The sequence below is a fragment of the Mycobacterium sp. NGS66 genome (assembly GCF_059812225.1).
Genome location: NZ_JCALCG010000004.1, coordinates 357868 through 379019, shown reverse-complemented (window position 1 = coordinate 379019; position 21152 = coordinate 357868). Strand labels below are relative to the sequence as shown.

Below are 21152 nucleotides of genomic sequence, written 5' to 3'. Positions count from 1 at the left end.
TGGACGGGCCCATTGACCAGTTCAACCAGACCATGGTGGTGCAAGCCCCGGCAGCAGTCGGCGAGGCCGATGTGGTCGTGGTTTTGCAGGCACTGCTGGATCGGCACGCCATGCTGCGGCTGCGCGCCGACGATGACGGCTCCGGGCGTTGGTCCTTGCACGTGCCTGAGCCGGGGTCAGTGCAGGCCCGCGAATGCCTGCATGCGGTAGCTGCTCTGTCGGACGAAGCGCTGCTCGATGCCCGATCCCGATTGAACCCGGCCGCCGGCGCGATGCTCAGCGCGTTGTGGGTGACGGCCACAAATCAACTGGTGTTGATCGTTCACCATCTGGCCGTCGACGGGGTGTCCTGGCGAATCCTGCTCGAGGACATGAACATCGCCTGGTCCCAGCATCGAGATGGCCGGCAAGTGGCCTTGCCGGCGGTGGGGACGTCGTTCGCGAAGTGGTCGTCGCTGCTGGCCGAGCATGCTCGAGCGCAGGAAGTGATGAATCAAGCCGACGCCTGGCGGCAGGTGGCAGCGATCCCGGCCGCGTTGCCGACGGCCCAACCCGCAGTCGATACCTATGCCACTGCCGGGCAATTGTCGACGGAGCTGGACACCGACACGACCCGGATGCTGTTGGGCGAGGTGCCCGCCGCATTCCATGCCGGGGTACACGAAATTCTGCTGATCGCATTCGGGCTAGCGTTGGCGGAGTTTCTGGGCGCCGGGGGCACACCGATCGCCATCGACGTAGAGGGCCATGGACGCCAGGAGCAATTCGGCGCCGACGTCGACTTGTCCCGCACGGTGGGCTGGTTCACCACCAAACATCCCGTGCCCTTGGCGGTCGGTGGGCTGCCGTGGAAGCGAATCGTCGCCGGTGAGGCCGCACTGGGGCCGCTGATCAAGGACGCCAAAGAACAGCTTCGCGCCCTCCCGGACGGTTTGACCTATGGTTTGCTGCGCTACCTGAACAGCGACGTTGACCTGTCGGCTGCTGACCCGCCCATCGGATTCAACTACCTAGGCCGATTGAGCACAGCCGCGGGCGAAGTCTCCGGTGACTCATGGCGAATCAGCGAGGACGGGTGGGGGGTCACCGGCGCTTGCGCGGCTACGCCGACTCCGCTGGCGCACGTCGTGGACCTCAACGCCGTAACCGTCGACACCGACACCGGCCCGCAACTGCAAGCGAATTGGATGTGGGCGCCGTCTGCGTTAAACGGGACGCAGGTCACTCGGCTGAGCCGGTTGTGGTTCGAGGCCCTGGCGGGCATCTGCGCGCATGTGCGGGGCGGCGGCGGCGGGCTGACACCTTCCGACGTCGCGGCCAGCCTGAGTCAGCGGCAGCTCGACGAACTGCAGCGGAAATATGCGGATCGCTGACGTCCTGCCGCTGACTCCCCTGCAGCAAGGCTTGCTCTTCCATGCGGGCACTGCCCAGGGTGACGGCGACGATGTGTACGCGGTGCAGCTGGACATCACCGTAAACGGCGACCTCGACCCGCAGCGCTTGCGCGACGCGGTGCAGACGGTGGTCAACCGGCATCCCCACGTGGCGGCCCTGTTCTCCGAGGAGTTTGACGAACCGGTCCAGATCATCCCGGCTGATCCGGTGGTGCCGTGGCGGTACGTCGAGTTGGACGGCCTAGAGCTGGATGACGGCGGCGTCGAGGAGGAGGTCCAGCGGATTTGCGCGGCCGAACGTGCCGCGGTCTGCGCGCTGGCCGATCAGCCGCCCGTTCGAGCGGCGTTGATCCGCACCGCAGCAGACGGGCACCGGTTTGTCCTGACCAATCACCACATCGTGATGGACGGCTGGTCCAAGCCGATCCTGCTGCGGGAGATATTCGCCAGCTACTACGGGCAGTGGTTGCCCGCGGCTCCGCCATATCGCAGGTTTGTCACCTGGCTGGGCGAGCGAGACGTTGACGCCGCCCGCACAGCCTGGCGTGAGGTGCTGACCGGTTTCGAGGCCCCAACGTTGGTGGGCCCGCCTCACCGGTTACAGATGGGCCAGCGGTGCGTCGAGTCCTTTCGCCTGTCAGCCGCCACCACAAGAAACCTGAGCGAGCTGGCGCGCTCATGTCGAACCACCGTCAACATCGTGCTGCAGAGCGCCTGGGCGTTGCTGCTGACGTCACTGACCGGGCAGCAGGATGTCGCCTTCGGCACCGCTGTCTCGGGGCGGCCGGACGAAGTGTTCGGCGCGGAATCCATGGTGGGCCTATTGATCAATACGGTGCCGGTGCGGGCGCGCATCACCGCGTCAACCACCGCCGCCGCCCTGTTCGATCAGCTCCAAAGCGCCCACAACCACACACTCGAGCACCAGCATTTGGCGCTCCACGAGATTCACCGCATCGCCGGACACGACCAGCTCTTCGACACGATCTTCACCTACGAGAACTACCCCATCGACATCGCAGCGTTGTCGAGCGGCGACGGGCTAGCGGTCACCGAGTTCGCCGCCCGCGAGTCAAACCACTATCCGCTCGCGGTCCAAGCTGTGCCGGGCGACGAATTGGAGCTTCGGGTCGAATACGACACCGAAGTATTCGACGTGCAAAGCACTCACTCGCTGATTCAGCGGTTCGAGCGGGCGTTGGTGGCAATCACTGAGGACCCGGCGCGGCGGTTGTCGTCGATCGATTTGCTCGATGCGGCTGAGCGCGTGCGTCTCGATGAGTTCGGTCACCGGGCGGTATTGAACCAGCCTGTCGCGGCCTCCGCCGCGGTGTCGATTCCGGAGTTGTTCGCCGCGCAAGTTGCGCGCACGCCCGACGCGGTGGCGCTGACTTTCCAGGGTCGTTCGATGACATACCGGGAATTGGACGAGGCCGCTAATCGGTTCGCGCACCTGCTGGCCAGTCACGGCGCACGCCCGGGAGAGCAGGTAGTGCTGCTGTTGGAGCGTTCGGCCGAGGCAATCGTTTCGATCTTGGCGGTGCTGAAGACCGGGGCGGCGTACCTGTCGATCGACCCCGCGCTGCCGGCGGCGCGGATCGGGTTCATGCTTGACGATGCCGCTCCGGTCCTCGCAATCACCAGCAGCGGCCTGGCGGACCGGCTGGACGGGTTCGACCTGTTGGTCATCGATGCGAAAGACCCCCGCGTCGAGACCCAACCCAGCACGGCGCTGCCGGGGCCTGCCCCCGACGACATCGCTTACCTGATCTACACGTCGGGCACGACCGGTGTGCCCAAGGGGGTGGCGGTCAGCCACCACACGGTGACCCAGATGCTCGGCGCCCTCCCCACCGAGCTGCCGTTGTCAGGAGTGTGGACTCAGTGGCACTCCTATGGCTTTGACGTCTCGGTCCAGGAGATCTGGGGCGCGCTGTTACACGGCGGACGACTGGTCGTGGTGCCGGAGCCGGTGATCGGCTCGCCGGAGGACTTCCATGCCCTCCTGGTTGCCGAGCGGGTCAACGTCCTGAGCCAGACTCCGTCTGCTCTAGGGGTGCTGTCGCCGGAAGGTTTGCAGTCGGTGCAACTGCTCATCATGGGTGGTGAAGCCTGCCCGGCCGAGTTGGTTGACCGCTGGGCCCCCGGCCGCGTGATGACCAACGTCTGCGGTCCGACGGAGACGTCGATGTTCGCGGCGATGAGTGCGCCGCTGGTCCCGGGTTCGGGTGCGCCGCCGATCGGTTCGCCGGTGCCGGGGGCGGCATTTTTCGTGCTGGATGGCTGGCTGCGGCCGGTGCCTGTCGGGGTCGTCGGCGAGTTGTATGTCGCCGGCCGGCTGGCTTGTGGTTATGTGCGCCGTGCTGGGTTGACCGGGTCACGCTTTGTGGCGTGCCCATTCGGCGGCTTCGGCGAGCGGATGTACCGCACCGGCGACCTGGTGCGTTGGGGCGCCGATGGGCAGCTGCGGCATCTGGGGCGTGCCGACGACCAGGTCAAGATCCGCGGGTATCGCATCGAGCTCGGCGAAGTGCAGGCGGCCCTGTCCGGGGTGGATGGCGTGGAGCAAGCGGTCGTCATCGTCCGCGAAGACCGCCCCGGTGACAAGCGCCTGGTCGGTTATGTCACCGGAACCGTCGACCCCGCCGCAGCTCGGAGCGCCCTCGCCGACCGGCTTCCGTCGTACATGGTCCCGGCCGCGATCGTGGGGTTGGAGGCGCTGCCCCTAACCCCCAACGGCAAACTCGACAAGCGCGCCTTGCCGGCACCGGAATACCAGGATGTCGACCGCTACCGCGCCCCGGCCACTCCCACCGAGGAGATCCTGGCCGGTATCTACGCCCAGGTGTTGGGGCTGGAGCGGGTCGGGACGGACGACTCGTTTTTCGAGCTGGGCGGCGACAGCATTCTGGCGATGCAGGCGGCGTCCCGAGCCCGCGCTGCGGGCCTGCTATGTCGGCCGCGGGATATCTTCGTCGAGCGGACCGTGGCCCGGCTGGCACAAGTTGTCCGCGTCGCCGACAGTGCGGGCGAGGGGCCGGACGACGGCGTCGGGCCAGTGGTCGCCACCCCGATCATGCGGTGGTTGCACGGGCTGGACGGGCCTGTCGCTCAGTTCAACCAGACGGTGGTGGTACAGGCCCCGGCGGGGGTGACCGAGCCCGACGTGGTGGTGTTGCTACAGGCATTGGTGGATAGGCATGCCATGTTGCGGCTGCGCGTCGACGACGACGGGGCCGGGGGATGGTCGCTGCGGGTACCCGAGATCGGCTCGGTGGATGCGCGCGAGCGTGTGCGTGCGGTGGATGTGCTGTCCGATCAGGCGCTCATAGACGCCCGGTCCCGGTTGAACCCGGCGGCCGGGGTGATGCTCAGCGCGCTATGGGCACCTACCACCAGGCAGTTGGCGTTGATCATCCATCACCTGGTCATCGACGGGGTGTCGTGGCGCGTGCTACTGGAAGACCTCAACATCGCCTGGGCCCAACACCGCGCCGGCCAGCCTATCGACCTGCCGGCAGCCGGAACATCGTTTGCCCGGTGGGCCGCGGTGCTGGCCGAGCACGCACACGCCGCGCACGTGGTGGAGCAGGCCGATGCCTGGCGGCGGGTGACAGCAATCCCGCCCGCGCTGCCGGCCGTGCAACCCGCCGTGGATACGTTGGCCACGGCCGGACATTTGTCGGCAGAGTTGGACACTGACACGTCCCGGATGCTGCTGGGTGAGGTGCCCGCGGCGTTTCATGCCGGGGTGCAGGACATCCTGTTGATCGCGTTCGGTTTGGCGTTGGCCGAGTTCTTGGGCCGGGGCGGCGCGCCCGTCGGCATCGACGTCGAGGGGCATGGGCGCGACGAGGAGCTGGCCGCTGATGTCGACTTGTCGCGCACGGTGGGCTGGTTCACCACCAAGTACCCGGTGTCGCTGGCTGTCGGTGGGTTGGACTGGGCGGAGGTAATGGCCGGGAAGGCCGCGTTGGGCCAGGTCGTCAAGAAGGCCAAAGAGCAGTTACGCGCCCTGCCCGACGGCCAGACCTACGGCCTGCTGCGTTATCTGAACGACGAAGTTGAGCTGGACGGGTCGGACCCGGCGATCGGGTTCAACTACTTGGGGCGCCTCGGTGCAGCTGAGGGCAGGCTCTCTGATGAGGTGTGGCGGCCCAGCCAAGAGGCGTTGTTGCTGGCGGGAGCGGCCGCGAGGATCCCCGTCCAGTTGCCGCATACGTTGGAGCTCAACGCCGGCACGCTGGACACCGACTCCGACCCTCGGCTGCAGGCCAACTGGTCGTGGGCGCCGTCCGCGCTCGATCGCAGCCAGGTGAGCCGGTTGAGCCGGTTGTGGTTTGAGGCGCTGGAAGGAATCTGCGCCCACGTGCGTGGCGGCGGGGGTGGGTTGACCCCGTCAGACATAGCCCCGGCTCGGTTGAGCCAGCGCCAGCTCGACGAGCTGGACGATCAGTATGAGATCGCCGATGTATTGCCGTTGACCCCTCTGCAGCAGGGGCTTCTTTTCCACGCCAGCACCGCGCAGGGTAGCGACGACGATATATACGCGGTGCAGCTGACTGTCAGCATCACCGGCCCGTTGGACCGGCACCGGTTGCGCGAGGCGGTGCGCACGGTGATGACGCGGCATCCGAATCTGGCGGCCAGATTCTGCGCACAGTTCGACGAGCCGGTGCAAATCATCCCCGCCGATCCCGCGCCGAGATGGCGGTACATCGAGCTCGACGGCGAAGGTCTCCACCTCGACCAACAGATCCGGCGGGTGTGTGCCGACGAACGCGCTGCCGTCGGTGATCTCACTGACCCTCCGGTTTTCCGAGCAGCTGTGATCCGCACCGCGGAAGACCGCCACCAATGTGTGTTCACCTTTCATCACATCGTGGTGGACGGCTGGTCGTTGCCGATCCTGCTGCAGGAAATGTTCGCCAGTTATTTCGCGCACCGGCTGCCCGAACCAGCTCCTTATCGGCGGTTTCTCACCTGGCTCGCCGATCGAGACCTTCAGGCCGCCCGGGCGGCATGGGGTGAGCTGTTGGCCGGTTTCGACGCGCCGACGTTGGTCGCTCCGTCCGGCGGCCGGCAATTCGGGCGGCGGGATGTTGCATCGTTCCGGGTGCCCGAAGAGACAACGCGTGCACTTGGCGAGCTGGCCCGCTCGCGGCACACCACCGTCAACACCGTGCTGCAGGCAGCGTGGGCGCAGCTGCTGATGTGGCTGACCGGCCAGCATGATGTGGCGTTCGGCGTTGCGGTCTCAGGACGGCCGGCGGAGTTGCCCGGCGCCGACTCGATCGTCGGGTTGATGATCAACACGGTGCCGGTGCGTGCGAGCAGCAATCCGAGCACCACGGTCGCCGAACTGCTGGACCAGCTGCAACTCGCCTACAACGACACCTTGGACCACCAGCACTTGGCGCTCAGCGAGATCCATCGCATCACCGGCCACGACCACCTGTTCGACACCCTCTTCGTGTACGAGAACTACCCGGTCGATATCGCGGGAGTGTCGGGCGAGCAGCTGACCATCACCGACGTCAGCAACCGCGAATACAACCACTACCCGCTTGCGGTGATGGTCGTGCCGGGCGCCGAGCTGGGGCTTCGGGTGGAATTCGACACCAGTGTTTTCGACGCGGCGAGCATCGACAACCTCGTCGGACGGCTGCAGCGGGTGCTGATGGCCATGATCGCCGACCCGGCTGGCCGGTTGTCGTCGTTGGATTTGCTGGACGGGGCAGAACGGAGTCGGCTGGATGCCTGGGGGAACCGGGCGGTCTTGACCGCGCCGGCCCCTGCGCCAATGTCGATTCCCGCCGTGTTCGCCGCGCAGGTGGCGCGCGTGCCGGAGGCGCCGGCGCTGGCCTGCGGCGAACGTTCGTGGAGCTACCGGGAGCTGGATGAAGCCGCCAACCGGTTGGCGAATCTGTTGGCCGAACTGGGCGCGGGCCCGGGACAGTCTGTGGCGCTGTTGTTTTCGCGTTCGGCCGAAGCGATCGTCTCGATCCTGGCGGTCTTGAAGACGGGTGCGGCGTATGTGCCGATCGACCCGGCGCTGCCGGAGGCGCGGATGCAGTTCATGGTCGGCGATGCCGCGCCGGTCGCGGTGCTCACCACCGGCGAGTTGGCCGACCGGCTGGGCGGAATCGACCCGCTGGTCATCGATGTCGACGACCCCAGGATCGATGCCTACCCGTGCACCGGTTTGCCAGACCCGGCGCCCGAGGATGTCGCCTACCTGATCTACACCTCGGGGACTACCGGGGTGCCCAAGGGGGTGGCTGTTGCCCACCGCAACGTGACCCAATTCGTGGGGTCGCTGCCTGACGAGATGCTTCGGGCGCGCGGGCGGGTGTGGTCGCAATGGCATTCCTACAGCTTCGACGTTTCGGTGTGGGAGATCTTCGGCGCCCTGCTGCGTGGCGGGCGGCTGGTGGTCGTGCCCGAGTCGGTGGCCCGCTCGCCGGAAGACTTGCATGCGCTGCTGGTCGCTGAAGAGGTCGCCGTCTTATGCCAAACTCCTTCTGCCGCAGGGATGTTGGCGCCAACGGGCTTGGAGTCGGCGACGTTGATGGTGGCCGGTGAGGCGTGTCCGGTCGAGTTGATGGATCGATGGGCGGCCGAACGGGTGATGATCAACGCGTACGGGCCGACCGAGGCCACCGTGTATGCCGCGATCAGCGCGCCGTTGACGGCGGGGTCGACGACGGCTCCGATCGGGTCCCCGGTGCCCGGCGCGGCGGTGTTCGTGCTGGACGGGTGGTTGCGCCCGGTGTCCCCCGGTGTGGTCGGGGAGTTGTACCTGGCCGGGCGTGGTGTGGCATATGGATACGCGCGCCGGCCGGGATTGTCCGCATCCCGGTTTGTGGCGTGCCCGTTTGGCGGTGCCGGCGCGCGCATGTATCGCACCGGGGACCTGGTGCGCTGGGATGACGATGGGCAGCTCGAATATTTGGGCCGCGCCGACGAGCAGGTCAAGATTCGCGGGTATCGCATCGAGCTCGGCGAGGTCCAGGCGGCATTGGCCGCCCTGCCAGGGGTGGGGCAGGCGGCGGTGATCGCCCGCGAGGATCGTCCCGGTGACAAGCGGCTGGTGGGTTATGTGACCGGAACGGCGGATCCGGGGGAGATGCGCACCGCGCTCGCCGAGCGGCTGCCGGCCTATATGGTTCCCGCGGCGGTGGTGGTGTTGCCGACGCTGCCGTTGACGGTCAACGGCAAGCTCGACCGTCGCGCGTTGCCGGCACCGGAGTATCAAGACGCCGACCGCTACCGGGCCCCGGCCACTCCCACCGAGGAGATTCTGGCCGGCATCTACGCCCAAGTGCTGGGTGTCGAGCGCGTCGGCGTCGATGAGTCGTTTTTTGACCTGGGCGGAGATTCGCTGTTGGCGATGCGGGTGGTGGCCGCCGTCAACACTGGCCTGGATGCCGGCCTGTCGGTCCGCACCTTGTTCGAGGCGCCGACCGTCAGCCAATTGGCCGCTCATATCGGTAGCGGGGCAGGCCGACTCGAGCCGTTGACGGCTGTTGAGCGGCCCACGGTGGTGCCGTTGTCGTTCGCCCAGAACCGGTTGTGGTTCCTCAATCAACTTCAGGGGCCATCACCGACCTACAACATGGTGGTGGGCTTGCAGCTACGTGGGCCGCTGGATACGCAGGCATTGGGCGCCGCGCTGGCCGACCTGGTGGACCGTCACGAGAGCCTGCGCACCGTGTTCCCCGCGGTCGACGGGATACCGCGCCAGGTGGTGTTGCCGGTCGACCAGGCTGACCTGGGCTGGCAGGTCGTCGATGCCACCGGTTGGTCGGCAGAAAGGCTGGATGAGGCCATCGCGACGACGGCCCGCCACGCTTTTGACCTGGCAACCGAAATCCCTTTGCGCGCACGGCTTTTCACGGTCGCCGACGACGAGCATGTGCTGGTGGCGGTGGTGCACCATATCGCCGCGGACGGCTGGTCGATCACCCCGATGGTGCGTGATTTGGGGTCGGCGTATGCCAGCCGGTGTGCTGGACAGGCGCCCGGCTGGGCGCCGCCGGCGGTGCAGTATGTCGATTACACCCTGTGGCAGCGCGCACAGCTGGGTGAACTAGAGGACGGCGACAGCCGCATCGCTGCGCAGTTGGCTTACTGGGAGCAGGCGCTGGCTGGGATGCCCGAGCGTCTTCAGCTGCCCACCGATCGGCCTTATCCGCGGGTCGCCGATTATCGCGGCGCCAGTGTGGCCGTGGACTGGCCGGCGGAACTGCAGGAGCGGGTTGCCCAGCTGGCCCGCGAGCACAATGCCACCAGCTTCATGGTGATTCAGGCCGCCCTGGCGGCGCTGTTGTCCAAGATCAGCGCCAGCACCGACGTGGCGCTGGGGATCACGATCGCCGGCCGGCGCGACCCGGCACTGGACGAGCTGGTGGGATTCTTCGTCAACACCTTGGTGTTGCGGGTCGAACTTTCCGGGGACCTCAGCGTCGGCGAGCTGTTGGCTCACGTGCGGGCGCGCAGCTTGGCCGCCTATGACCATCAAGACGTGCCCTTTGAGGCGCTGGTGGAACGGCTAAACCCGACCCGAAGCCTGACCCACCACCCGCTGGTTCAGGTGTTGCTGGCCTGGCAGAATTTCGCCGGGCAGAAGCATGGTCCTCTGGCCGGGCTGAGTTTGGGCGATCTGCAGGTTGGGCCGCTACCGCTGGACACCCACACCGCTCGCGCCGACTTGGCGATTCACCTTGGCGAGCGCTGGACTGCCGCCGGGGAGCCCGCCGGGTTCGGTGGGGCGGTGGAGTTCCGCACTGATGTGTTCGACGCGTCCAGTATCGAAATGCTGGTCGAGCGGCTGCGGCGGGTGCTGGTGGCGATCACCGCTGACGCGGGACGGCGGTTGTCGTCGGTGGACCTGATGGATGCCGCTGAGCACGCCGAGTTGGATCGCATCGGTCATCGGGAGGTGTTGACCGGGCCGATGCCGCCAACAGCGTCGATCCCGGCGGTTTTCTCCGCCCAGGTCGCACATTCCCCGGGGGCGCCGGCGCTGAGCTGTGATGGCCGCACGATGACCTATCGCGAACTCGACGAGTCCTCGAACCGGTTGGCGCACTTGCTGATTGGCCACGGGGTGGGGCCGGGTGAGTGTGTGGCATTGTTGTTGCCGCGCTCGGCGGAGGCGATAGTTGCGATTTTGGGAGTGCTCAAGACGGGTGCGGCCTATCTGCCGATCGATCCGGTGGTGCCCGCGGCACGTATCGAGTTCTTGCTGGGTGACGCCGCACCCACCGCGGCCGTCACCACCACCGCGTTGGCTCATCGATTGGACGGCTACGACCTGACGGTCATCGACGTGGACGACCCGCGCATCGCCACCCAACCCGCCACCGCCTTGCCGCCACCCGCACCGGAGGACATCGCCTACCTGATCTACACCTCCGGCACGACCGGGGTTCCCAAAGGAGTGGCCGTCACGCATTACAACGTGACACGGCTGTTCGACTCCTTGGATATCGGTCTGCGGCTGGGGCCGGATCAGGTATGGACGCAATGTCATTCGTTGGTTTTCGACTATTCGGTCTGGGAGATCTGGGGCGCGTTGCTGCATGGCAGCCGGCTGGTGGTGGCGCCGGAGTCGGTCACGCGGTCCCCAGAAGACCTGCACGCGTTAGTGATTGGCGAACGGGTCAGCGTATTGAGTCAGACGCCGTCGGCGTTGGGGATGCTGGCGCAGCAGGGCCTGGAGTCGGTGGCATTGATGGTGGCCGGTGAGGCCTGCCCGGTGGACTTGGTGGATCGGTGGGCGCCGGGGCGGGTGATGGCCAATGGTTACGGCCCCACCGAGACGACGGTGTATGCCTCGATCAGTGCGCCGCTAGCGGCAGGGTGGGAGGCAAAAGGCACAGTGCCTATCGGTGTGCCGGTGCCGGGTGCGGCCTTGTTTGTGTTGGACGCGTGGTTGCGGCCGGTGCCGGAGGGGGTTGTCGGTGAGTTGTATGTCGCCGGGAGTGGACTGACCTGTGGCTATGTGCGCCGCGCGGGATTGACCGCGACGCGGTTTGTGGCGTGCCCGTTCGGCGGACCCGAAGCTGGGCCAGTTTCGGGGCAGCGGATGTATCGCACCGGGGACTTGGTGCGCTGGGGCGCCGACGGGCAGCTGGTCTATCTGGGACGGGCCGACGAGCAGGTCAAGATCCGCGGGTACCGCATCGAGGTCGGTGAAATCCAAGCCGCACTGGCCGCGCTGGACGGGGTGGCCGAGGCGGCGGTCATCGCCCGCGAAGACAGCCCCGGCGACAAGCGCCTGGTGGGATATGTGACCGGTACCGCGGACCCGGCGAAGCTGCGTGCCGCGCTCAGCGAGCAACTCCCCGAATACATGGTCCCGGCGGCGCTGGTGGTGCTCGACGCCCTGCCGTTGACCGTCAACGGCAAACTCGACCGACGCGCCCTGCCCGCGCCCGGATACACCGATGCCGACCGGTACCAGGCCCCGGCCGACGCCGTCGAGGAGATCCTGGCCGGTATCTACGCCCGGGTGCTGGGTGTGGAGCGGGTGGGAATCCACGACTCGTTTTTCGACTTGGGTGGGGATTCCTTGTCGGCGATGCGCGTCGTCGCTGCCATCAACACCGCATTGACCGCCGACCTAGCCGTGCGCACCCTGTTCGAGGCGCCCACCGTGGCCCAGTTGGCGCCCCGGGTCGGCGGTGGTGCGGGTGGGCTGGCGCCGCTGGTAGCCGCCGAGCGGCCGGAGGTAATCCCGCTGTCGTTTGCCCAGAACCGGTTGTGGTTCATCGATCAGCTGCAGGGGTCATCGGCGGTCTACAACATACCTGTGGCGTTGCGGTTGACCGGGCGGCTCGATGTCGAGGCGTTGGGTGCCGCACTGGCCGATGTGGTGGGCCGTCATGAGAGCCTGCGGACCGTGTTCCCCGCCTTCGACGGGATACCCCGGCAGGTGGTGCTGCCGGCTGAGCAAGCTGACTTCGGCTGGCAGGTCGTCGACGCCGCCGGCTGGCCCGCCGACCGGCTAGCAGAGGCGACCGCCGCGGTGGTCCGCTACACATTCGACCTGGCCACTGAAATCCCTTTGCAGGCAAGGCTTTTCCGCGTCGCCGACGACGAGCATGTGTTGGCGGCGGTAGTGCACCATATCGCCGCCGATGGAGAGTCGATCCCTCCGCTCGTGCGCGATCTGGGTGTGGCCTACGCCAGCCGCAGTGCCGGGCAAACCCCGGAATGGGCGCCGTTGCCGGTGCAGTATGTCGACTACACGCTGTGGCAGCGTGAACAGTTGGGTGAGTTGCAGGATCCGGACAGTCGCATCGGCAAACAACTGGGCTACTGGGTAGACGTGCTGGCCGGGCTGCCCGAACACTTGCAGCTGCCTACCGATCGGCCCTATCCACCGGTCGCCGATCAGCGGGGTTCCAGTGTGGTGGTGGAATGGCCGGCCGAGCTGCAGCTACGCGTGCGTGAGGCAGCCCGCGAGCACAACGCCACCAGCTTCATCGTCATGCAGGCCGCCCTGGCGGTGCTGCTGTCCAGGATCACTGCGAGCACCGATGTCGCCGTGGGTTTCCCGATCGCCGGGCGGCGCGATCCCGCGCTCAACGAGCTGGTCGGGTTTTTTGTCAACACCTTGGTGCTGCGGGTCGACCTGTCGGGTGATCCCACCATTGGCGAATTGCTGGACCAGGTGCGAGAGCGCTGCCTGGCCGCCTACGAGCACCAAGACGTGCCCTTCGAGGTACTGGTGGAGCGCCTCAACCCGACCCGAAACCTGGCCCATCATCCGCTGGTCCAGGTCGGATTGACCTGGTTGAAACCTGCGGGCCAAAGCAACGACACCAATGGCTTGGTCCTCGGTGACCTGCAACTCACGCCGATGCCCGCGTCGACCCGCACGGCCAGGATGGATCTGGTGTTTTCCCTGACGGAGCGCTGGACCGAAACGGGGGAGCCGGCCGGAATCGACGTCGAAGCCGAGTTCCGCACCGATCTGTTCGACACCGACACCGTCGAAGCACTCGTCGAGCGGTTACGAAAGGTAGTGGTGGCCATAACTTCCGAAGCGGAGCGGCGATCGTGAGCGCCCGCATGGGCCAGCGGCTCTCGTCGATCGACCTGTTCGACGACGACGAGCAAGCCAAGTTAGACAGCTGGACCAACAAGGCGGTGTTGAGCGGTCCGGCGACCGCGCCGGTGTCGATTCCGGAGATGTTCGCCGCACAGGTCGCTCGAGCTCCTGAGGCGGTGGCGCTGAGGTTCGACGGCCGCGGCATGACTTACCGCGAACTGGATGACGCGTCGAATCGGTTGGCGCACTTGCTGTCTCGTCAAGGCGCCGAGCCGGGGCAGTTCGTCGCCGTGCTCTTGGACCGTTCAGCACAAGCCGTCGTGGCGATCATGGCGGTCCTGAAGGCCGGTGCTGCCTATCTGCCGATCGACGCGGCACTACCAGCGTCACGAATGCAATTCATGCTTGCCGACGCCGCACCCATGGCCGTGATCACCGCTAGCCACCTGATCGAACGGCTAGACGGATGCGACGTGCCAATCGTCGACGTCGACGCCGCCGCTGCCATCCCCGGCAATGCGCTGACGCCACCAGCTCCTGATGACCTCGCCTACCTGATCTACACGTCCGGGACTACCGGTGTCCCCAAAGGCGTTGCCATCACCCACCGCAACGTCACCCAGCTGCTGGCGTCGCTGGACGCCGGTCTGCCGCTACCGGGGGTGTGGCCGCTATGCCATTCCTTGGCCTTCGACGTTTCTGCCTGGGAGATTCTCGCACCGTTGCTGCGCGGCGGACGGCTGGTGGTGGTGCCCGAATCGGTGGTGAGTTCACCGGAGGCCTTCCACGACGTGCTGGTGCAAGAACACGTCAGCGTCCTCACCCAGACCCCGTCGGCGATGGGGATGCTTGCCCCCGAGGGGCTGGAGTCGGTCGCGTTGGTGATGGCCGGCGAGGCCTGTCCGACTGAGGTGGTGGATCGGTGGGCGCCCGGGCGCGTGATGATCAACGCCTACGGGCCGACCGAGACGACGATGTGTGTGGCGATCAGTGCGCCGCTGACCGCCGGGTCGAAGGTGGCGCCCATCGGTTCACCGGTGGCTGGGGCGGCATTGTTCGTGCTGGATGGGTCGTTGCGGCCGGTGCCGGTTGGCGTGGCCGGCGAGTTGTATGTGGCCGGCTACGGGGTGGGCTGCGGCTACCTGGGCCGTGCGGGTTTGACGGCCTCGCGGTTTGTGGCCTGCCCGTTCGGTGGTCCCGCCGCGGCCGGAATGCGCATGTATCGCACCGGAGACCGCGGGCGCTGGGGAGCCGACGGGCAGTTGCAGTACCTCGGCCGGGCCGATGAACAGGTCAAGATCCGCGGCTATCGCATCGAGGTCGGGGAAGTGCGCGCGGCGCTGGCTGGGCTGGAAGGGGTGCAGCAGGCAGTCGTGATCGCCCGCGAGGACCGACCCGGTGACAAGCGGCTGGTGGGGTACGTCACCGGAGCGGTGAATCCGGCCGAGGCGCGCGCGCAGCTCGCCGAGCGACTCCCGGCATACATGGTTCCGGCCGCGGTGGTGGTCATCGATGCGCTGCCGCTGACCGCCAATGGCAAGCTCGACACCCGCGCGCTGCCGGCGCCCGAATATCGCGACGGCGGTCGCTACCGCGCCCCGGCCACCCCGGTCGAAGAGATCCTGGCCGGCATTTACGCCCAGGTTCTCGGGCTGCCGCGGGTCGGCGTCGACGATTCGTTCTTCGACCTGGGTGGCGATTCGCTGTCCGCGATGCGGGTCACCGCGGCCATCAACTCCAGCTTGAACGCCCAAGTCGCGGTGCGCTTATTGTTCGAGACGCCCACAATTGCCCAGTTGGCGCCGCGGATCGGTGTCGGTGCGGGAAAGGCCCAGCGGTTGGTGGCGGGCGAACGGCCCGCGGTGGTGCCGTTGTCGTTTGCTCAGAGCCGGTTGTGGTTTGTCGACCAGTTGCAGGGGCCCTCGCCGATTTACCACATCCCTGTCGCGTTGCGGCTGGTCGGGCGGCTTGACGGGGATGCGTTGGGGATGGCGCTGGCTGATGTGGTGGCCCGCCACGAGAGCCTGCGCACCCTCTTCCCCGCGCCGGCGGGCATACCCCACCAATTGGTAGTCCCGGTCGACCAAGCGCGTTTCGGCTGGGAGGTGACCGATGCCGGCGCTTGGACGGCGGCCCAGCTCGCGGCGGCCATCGAGGCCACCATCCGGCAACCGTTTGACCTGGCGACCGAGATCCCTTTGCGGGCAAGGCTTTTGCGCGTCAGCGAAGAGGAGCACGTGCTGGTGGCGGTGGTGCACCACATCGCCTCCGACGGGATGTCGCTGACCCCGCTGGTGCGCGATCTGGGTGTCGCTTATGCCAGCCGGTCTGCGGGGCATGCCCCCGGCTGGTCGCCGTTGCCGGTGCAGTATGCCGACTACACGCTCTGGCAGCGTGAGCAGTTGGGTGACCTCGACGACAGCCGGAGCCCGATCTCCGCCCAGCTGGCCTACTGGGAGGAGGCCCTGGCCGGGCTGCCCGAACGCCTGGTACTTCCGACCGATCGTCCCTACCCGCCGGAGGCGGATTACCGGGGAGCCAGTGTGGTCGTCGATTGGCCTGTCGAACTGCAGCAGCGGGTAGCTCGGCTGGCCCGCGAGCACAACGCGACCCACTTCATGGTCGTACAGGCGGCACTGGCGCTGTTGTTGTCGAAGGTTAGTGTCAGCAGTGACGTGGTGCTGGGCTTCCCGATCGCCGGACGCGCGGATCCCGCGCTGGACGAGTTGGTGGGGTTTTTCGTCAACACGTTGGTGTTGCGGGTGGATCTGGCCGGTGATCCCACGGTCGGCGAGTTGCTGGGGCGGGTGCGCGAGCGCACGTTGGCCGCGTACGAACACCAAGACGTGCCGTTCGAGGTGCTGGTGGAGCGGCTTAATCCGGCTCGTAGCCTCACCCACCATCCGGTGGTCCAGGTGCTGTTGGGCTGGCAGAACTTCGCCCGGCGAGACAGCGACCCTACCGGCCTGTCCCTGGCGAACCTGCAAGTCGCCGAGATGCCCGTGGACACCCGAACTGCGCGCATGGACCTGACCTTCACGCTGGGGGAACGCTGGACCGAAACTGGCGACCCGGCAGGGATTTCGGGCGAGGTGGAATTTCGCACCGACGTTTTCGACCCGGAAAGCATCGAGGCCCTGATCGAGCGGTTGCGGCGGGTGCTGTTGGCCATGACCGGCGACCCGCAGCGGCGGCTGTCGTCGATGGATCTGCTGGACGCGGCCGAGCACGCGCGCGTGGATGCGTGGGGCAATCGGTCGATTGTGTCCCAGCCGGCGACGGCGCCCAGGTCGATATTGGAGGTATTGTCCGCGCAGGTGGCACGCACTCCTGAGGGGGTGGCGATCAGCTGCGGGCAGCGTTCGTGGACCTACCGTGAGCTCGACGAGGCCGCTACCCGGTTGGCGCAGCTTCTGACCGACCGGGGCGCAGGTCCAGGGGAGCGGGTGGCGGTGCTATTGCCGCGCAGCGCTGAGGCGGTCGTGTCGATCCTGGCGGTGTTGAAGACGGGGGCGGCGTATCTGCCGATGGACCCGGCGCACCCGTCGGCCCGGCTGGAATTCATGCTCGCCGATTCCGCACCGCTGGTCGCCATCACTACCGCGGGGTTGGCCGACCGGCTGGACGGCCACCACATTTCGGTCATCATTGCGGACGACCTGCCCATCGACCGTTATCCCAGTGCTGCGCTGCCGGTGGTGTCCCCCGATGACATCGCCTACATCATCTACACCTCTGGCACTACCGGTGTCCCCAAGGGGGTGGCGGTCGCCCACCGCAATGTGACGCAACTGCTGGAATCGCTGGACGCCGATTTGGACCTGTCGGCCGGGCAGGTCTGGACGCAGTGCCATTCCCTGGCTTTCGACTTCTCGGTGTGGGAGATCTTCGGCGCCCTGCTTCATGGCGGGCGCCTGGTGGTGGTGCCCGACGAGGTGGTCCGTTCACCGGACGACCTGCACACCCTGCTGGCCAGCGCACAGGTCAACGTTTTGAGCCAGACACCCTCAGCGTTCTATGCATTGCAAACAGCCGATGCGCTGCAGCCAGACAAAGCAGATCAGCTCAAGCTGGAGACCGTGGTGTTCGGCGGTGAGGCGCTGGAGCCACAGCGTCTTGGAACGTGGTTGCAACGGCATCCCGGACTGCCGCGGATGATCAACATGTACGGCATCACCGAGACGACGGTGCACGCCTCGTTCCGGGAGATCGTCGACAGTGACGTGGAAAACAACGTCAGCCCGATCGGCGGTCCGCTGTCCCATCTTGGCTTCTTTGTGCTTGATGGGTGGTTGCAGCCGGTGCCCGCGGGTGTGGTCGGCGAGTTGTACGTGGCCGGTGGCGGGGTGGCGTACGGGTACGTGGGCCGGGCGGGTTTGACGTCGTCGAGGTTTGTCGCCTGTCCGTCCGGTGGCCCTGGATCACGCATGTATCGCACCGGGGACCTGGTGCGTTGGGGTGCCGACGGACAGCTGCGGTACGTCGGGCGGGCAGACGAGCAGGTCAAGATCCGCGGTTATCGCATCGAGCTAGGTGAAGTGCAGGCCGTGTTGGCTGCACTCGAGGGGGTCGACCAAGCGGCAGTGATCCCCCGCGAGGACCGGCCCGGCGACAAACGGCTGATCGGTTACGTCACCGGCACCGCCGATCCGTCCATGGTGCGCGCGAAGTTGGCCGAGCGGCTGCCGGCCTATATGGTGCCGGCCGCAGTGGTGGTGCTCGACGCGCTGCCGCTGACCGTCAACGGGAAACTGGACACTCGGGCATTGCCTGCGCCCGAGTATCAAGAAGTCGACCATTACCGCGGCCCAAGCAACGCCATCGAAGAAATCCTGGCCGGTATCTACGCACAGGTCCTCGGGTTGGAGCGCGTCGGGGTCGACGATTCGTTCTTCGAGCTGGGTGGCGACAGCATTCTGTCGATGCAGGTGGTGGCGCGCGCCCGTGCCGCCGGAGTGATCTGTCGGCCCCGGCAGATATTTGTCGAGCAGACCGTGGCCAATTTGGCCAGGGTGGCGCGGGTGATCAGCGGCCTGGGCGAAGCAGGTGGGCAGGCCGACGAGGATGTCAAGCAGGCGGTGACCACCCCGATCATGCGGTGGTTGCTGGACTTCGATGGCCCGGTCGACCAGTTCAACCAGACGATGGTCGTGCAGGCGCCCGCGGACGCGACGGAGACGGACGCGGTGATCGTGCTCCAGGCCTTGATCGATCGGCATGCCATGTTGCGGGCGCGCGTCGACGACGACGGGTCTGGAAGCCGGTCGCTGACGATGTCGGAGGCGGGAGCGGCGCGTGCCGACGAGTTCCTTCGGTCGGTGCCGGAGCTGTCCGATGAGGTGCTGGTGGAAGCCCGGTCGCGGCTCAACCCGGCCGCCGGCGCGATGGTGAGCGCGCTGTGGGTGTCGTCTACGAACCGGTTGGTGTTGATCGTTCACCATTTCGCCGTCGACGGGGTGTCGTGGCGAATTCTGTTGGAGGACCTCAACATCGCCTGGGCTCAGCATCGCGCTGGGCAGCCGGTCGCATTGTCGACGGGCGGGACCTCGTTTGCCCGATGGGCCAATCTGCTGGCCGAATACGCGCAGGACCCGCACGTGGTGGCGCAGACTGAAACGTGGCGGCAGGTGGCGGCGACCCCGGTCCGGTTGCCGGCGCTGCAACCTTCGGTGGACACCTACGCGAGTGCTGGGAACGTGTCGTTCGAGCTGGATGTCGAGACGACCCGGATGCTGTTGGGCGAGGCGCCCGCGGCGTTTCATGCGGGGGTGCACGACATTCTGCTGATGGCGTTCGGATTGGCCTGCGCGGAGTTCATGGGAGACCGTGGCGCGCCCGTCGTCATCGACGTGGAGGGTCACGGCCGCGAGGAGGAGCTGTTCGACGAGGTGGACCTGTCCCGCACGGTCGGATGGTTTACCACGAAGTATCCAGTGGCTTTGACCTTGGGCGAGCTGGCTTGGGAAGAGGTGGTTGCCGGTGGGGCCGGGCTGGGTGCGGTAATCAAGGAGGCCAAAGAGCAGCTTCGCAGTCTGCCCGACGGACTGACGTATGGCTTGCTGCGCTACTTGAACAGCGACGTGGACCTGTATGGCGTTGAGCCGCCCATCGGGTTCAACTACTTAGGTCGCCTGGGCGCCGCGGCCGGTGAGCTGTCCGACGAGTTTTGGCGGGTCTGTCCAGAAGGCGGAGCGGTTGCCGACACCGTGGTGAAAATCCCTCTGCCACTGGCCCATTCCGTGGAATTGAATGCCAGCACCTCCGATACCGAGGCCGGCCCGCACCTGCAGGCGAACTGGACCTGGGCACCCTCGGTGATTGATCAAGCCCAGGTTAGCCGGCTTGCCCGGTTGTGGTTCGAGGCCTTGGTCGGTATATGCGCGCATGTGCGCCGCGGCGGAGGCGGATTGACGCCGTCCGATATCGCGCCGGCCCGGTTGAGCCAGCCGCAGATCGACGCGTTGAGCCGTCAATACCGGGTTGCTGATGTGCTACCTCTGACGCCGTTACAGCAAGGGCTGCTGTTCCATGCCGGCCTCGCGCACGAGTCCGGCGACGATGTATACGCCGTGCAGGTGGAGATCGCGGTTTCCGGCCCGGTTGACCAACGCCGCTTGCATGATGCGGTACAGACCGTGGTCCATCGGCATCCCAACCTGGCGGCGCGGTTCCTCGCACAGTTCGACGAGCCGGTGCAGATCATCCCGGCCGACCCGGAAGCGGGCTGGCGGAACGTCGACTTGGCCAACACCGTCGACCAGGACGAGCAGATCCGGTCGGCTTGTGCCGCCGAACGGGTCGCGGTCGGTGACCTCAGCAATCCGCCCGCTTTCCGGGTGGCGTTGTTCCGCACCGCTCCCGATCGGTACCGGATCGTGCTGACTTTCCACCACATTTTGATGGACGGGTGGTCCCTGGCCATTTTGCAGCAGGAGATGTTCGGCGCGTATTTCGGACGTCACCTGCCAGCGGCGGTGCCCTATCGCAAGTTCATTACCTGGCTGTCCAGCCAGGACCGGCCGGCCGCCCGAGCGGCCTGGCGCAAGGTGCTGGCCGGTTTCGAGACCCCCACCCTGGTGGCTCCGCCGGAGCGGGGACCGGTCCAGCGAGGCGTCAGATCGTTCTATGTTCCCGAGGAGATCACCCGCTCCATCAGCGAGCTGGCGCGCGTGCAGCAAACCACCGTCAGCACCGTGCTGTACGGCGCCTGGGCACAGATACTGGCGTTGCTCACCGGAAAGCAGGATGTGGCCTTCGGCGCGGTTGTGTCGGGTCGGCCCGATGAGGTGATCGGCGGCGAAGCCATGGTGGGGCTGCTGGTCAATACGGTGCCCGTGCGCGCACGCATCTCGGCGACAACCACCACGGCAGGCTTGCTCGAGCAGCTGCAAACGGCGCGCAACGAGACCCTTCAGCACCAGCACCTGGCGCTGCCCGACATCAATCGAATTACCGGTCACCGCCAGCTGTTCGACACCGTCTTCGTGTACGAGAACTATCCGACAGGCGGTGTTGTGCAGTTGGGCGCAGAAGGCTTGGTGATCACCGGGGTCACCGCCCGCGACCTCTATCACTACCCGCTGACGATTCAAGCCGTGCCCGGCCGGGAAACGACGCTTCGGGTTCAGTTCCGCGAGGATGTGTTCGACACGGCGGGCATCGAATGGCTGGTCGAGCGATTCATTCAAGTATTG

The 21152-nt window shown here is 66.7% G+C and carries 1 pseudogene (running past one end of the window); it reads left to right on the top strand.

What is annotated here, in order from left to right:
• A pseudogene (locus tag AC5Y2L_RS11570) lies at positions 1–21152 on the top strand (non-ribosomal peptide synthase/polyketide synthase) (its annotated part extends 6499 nt beyond the left edge of the window); the annotation flags it as partial.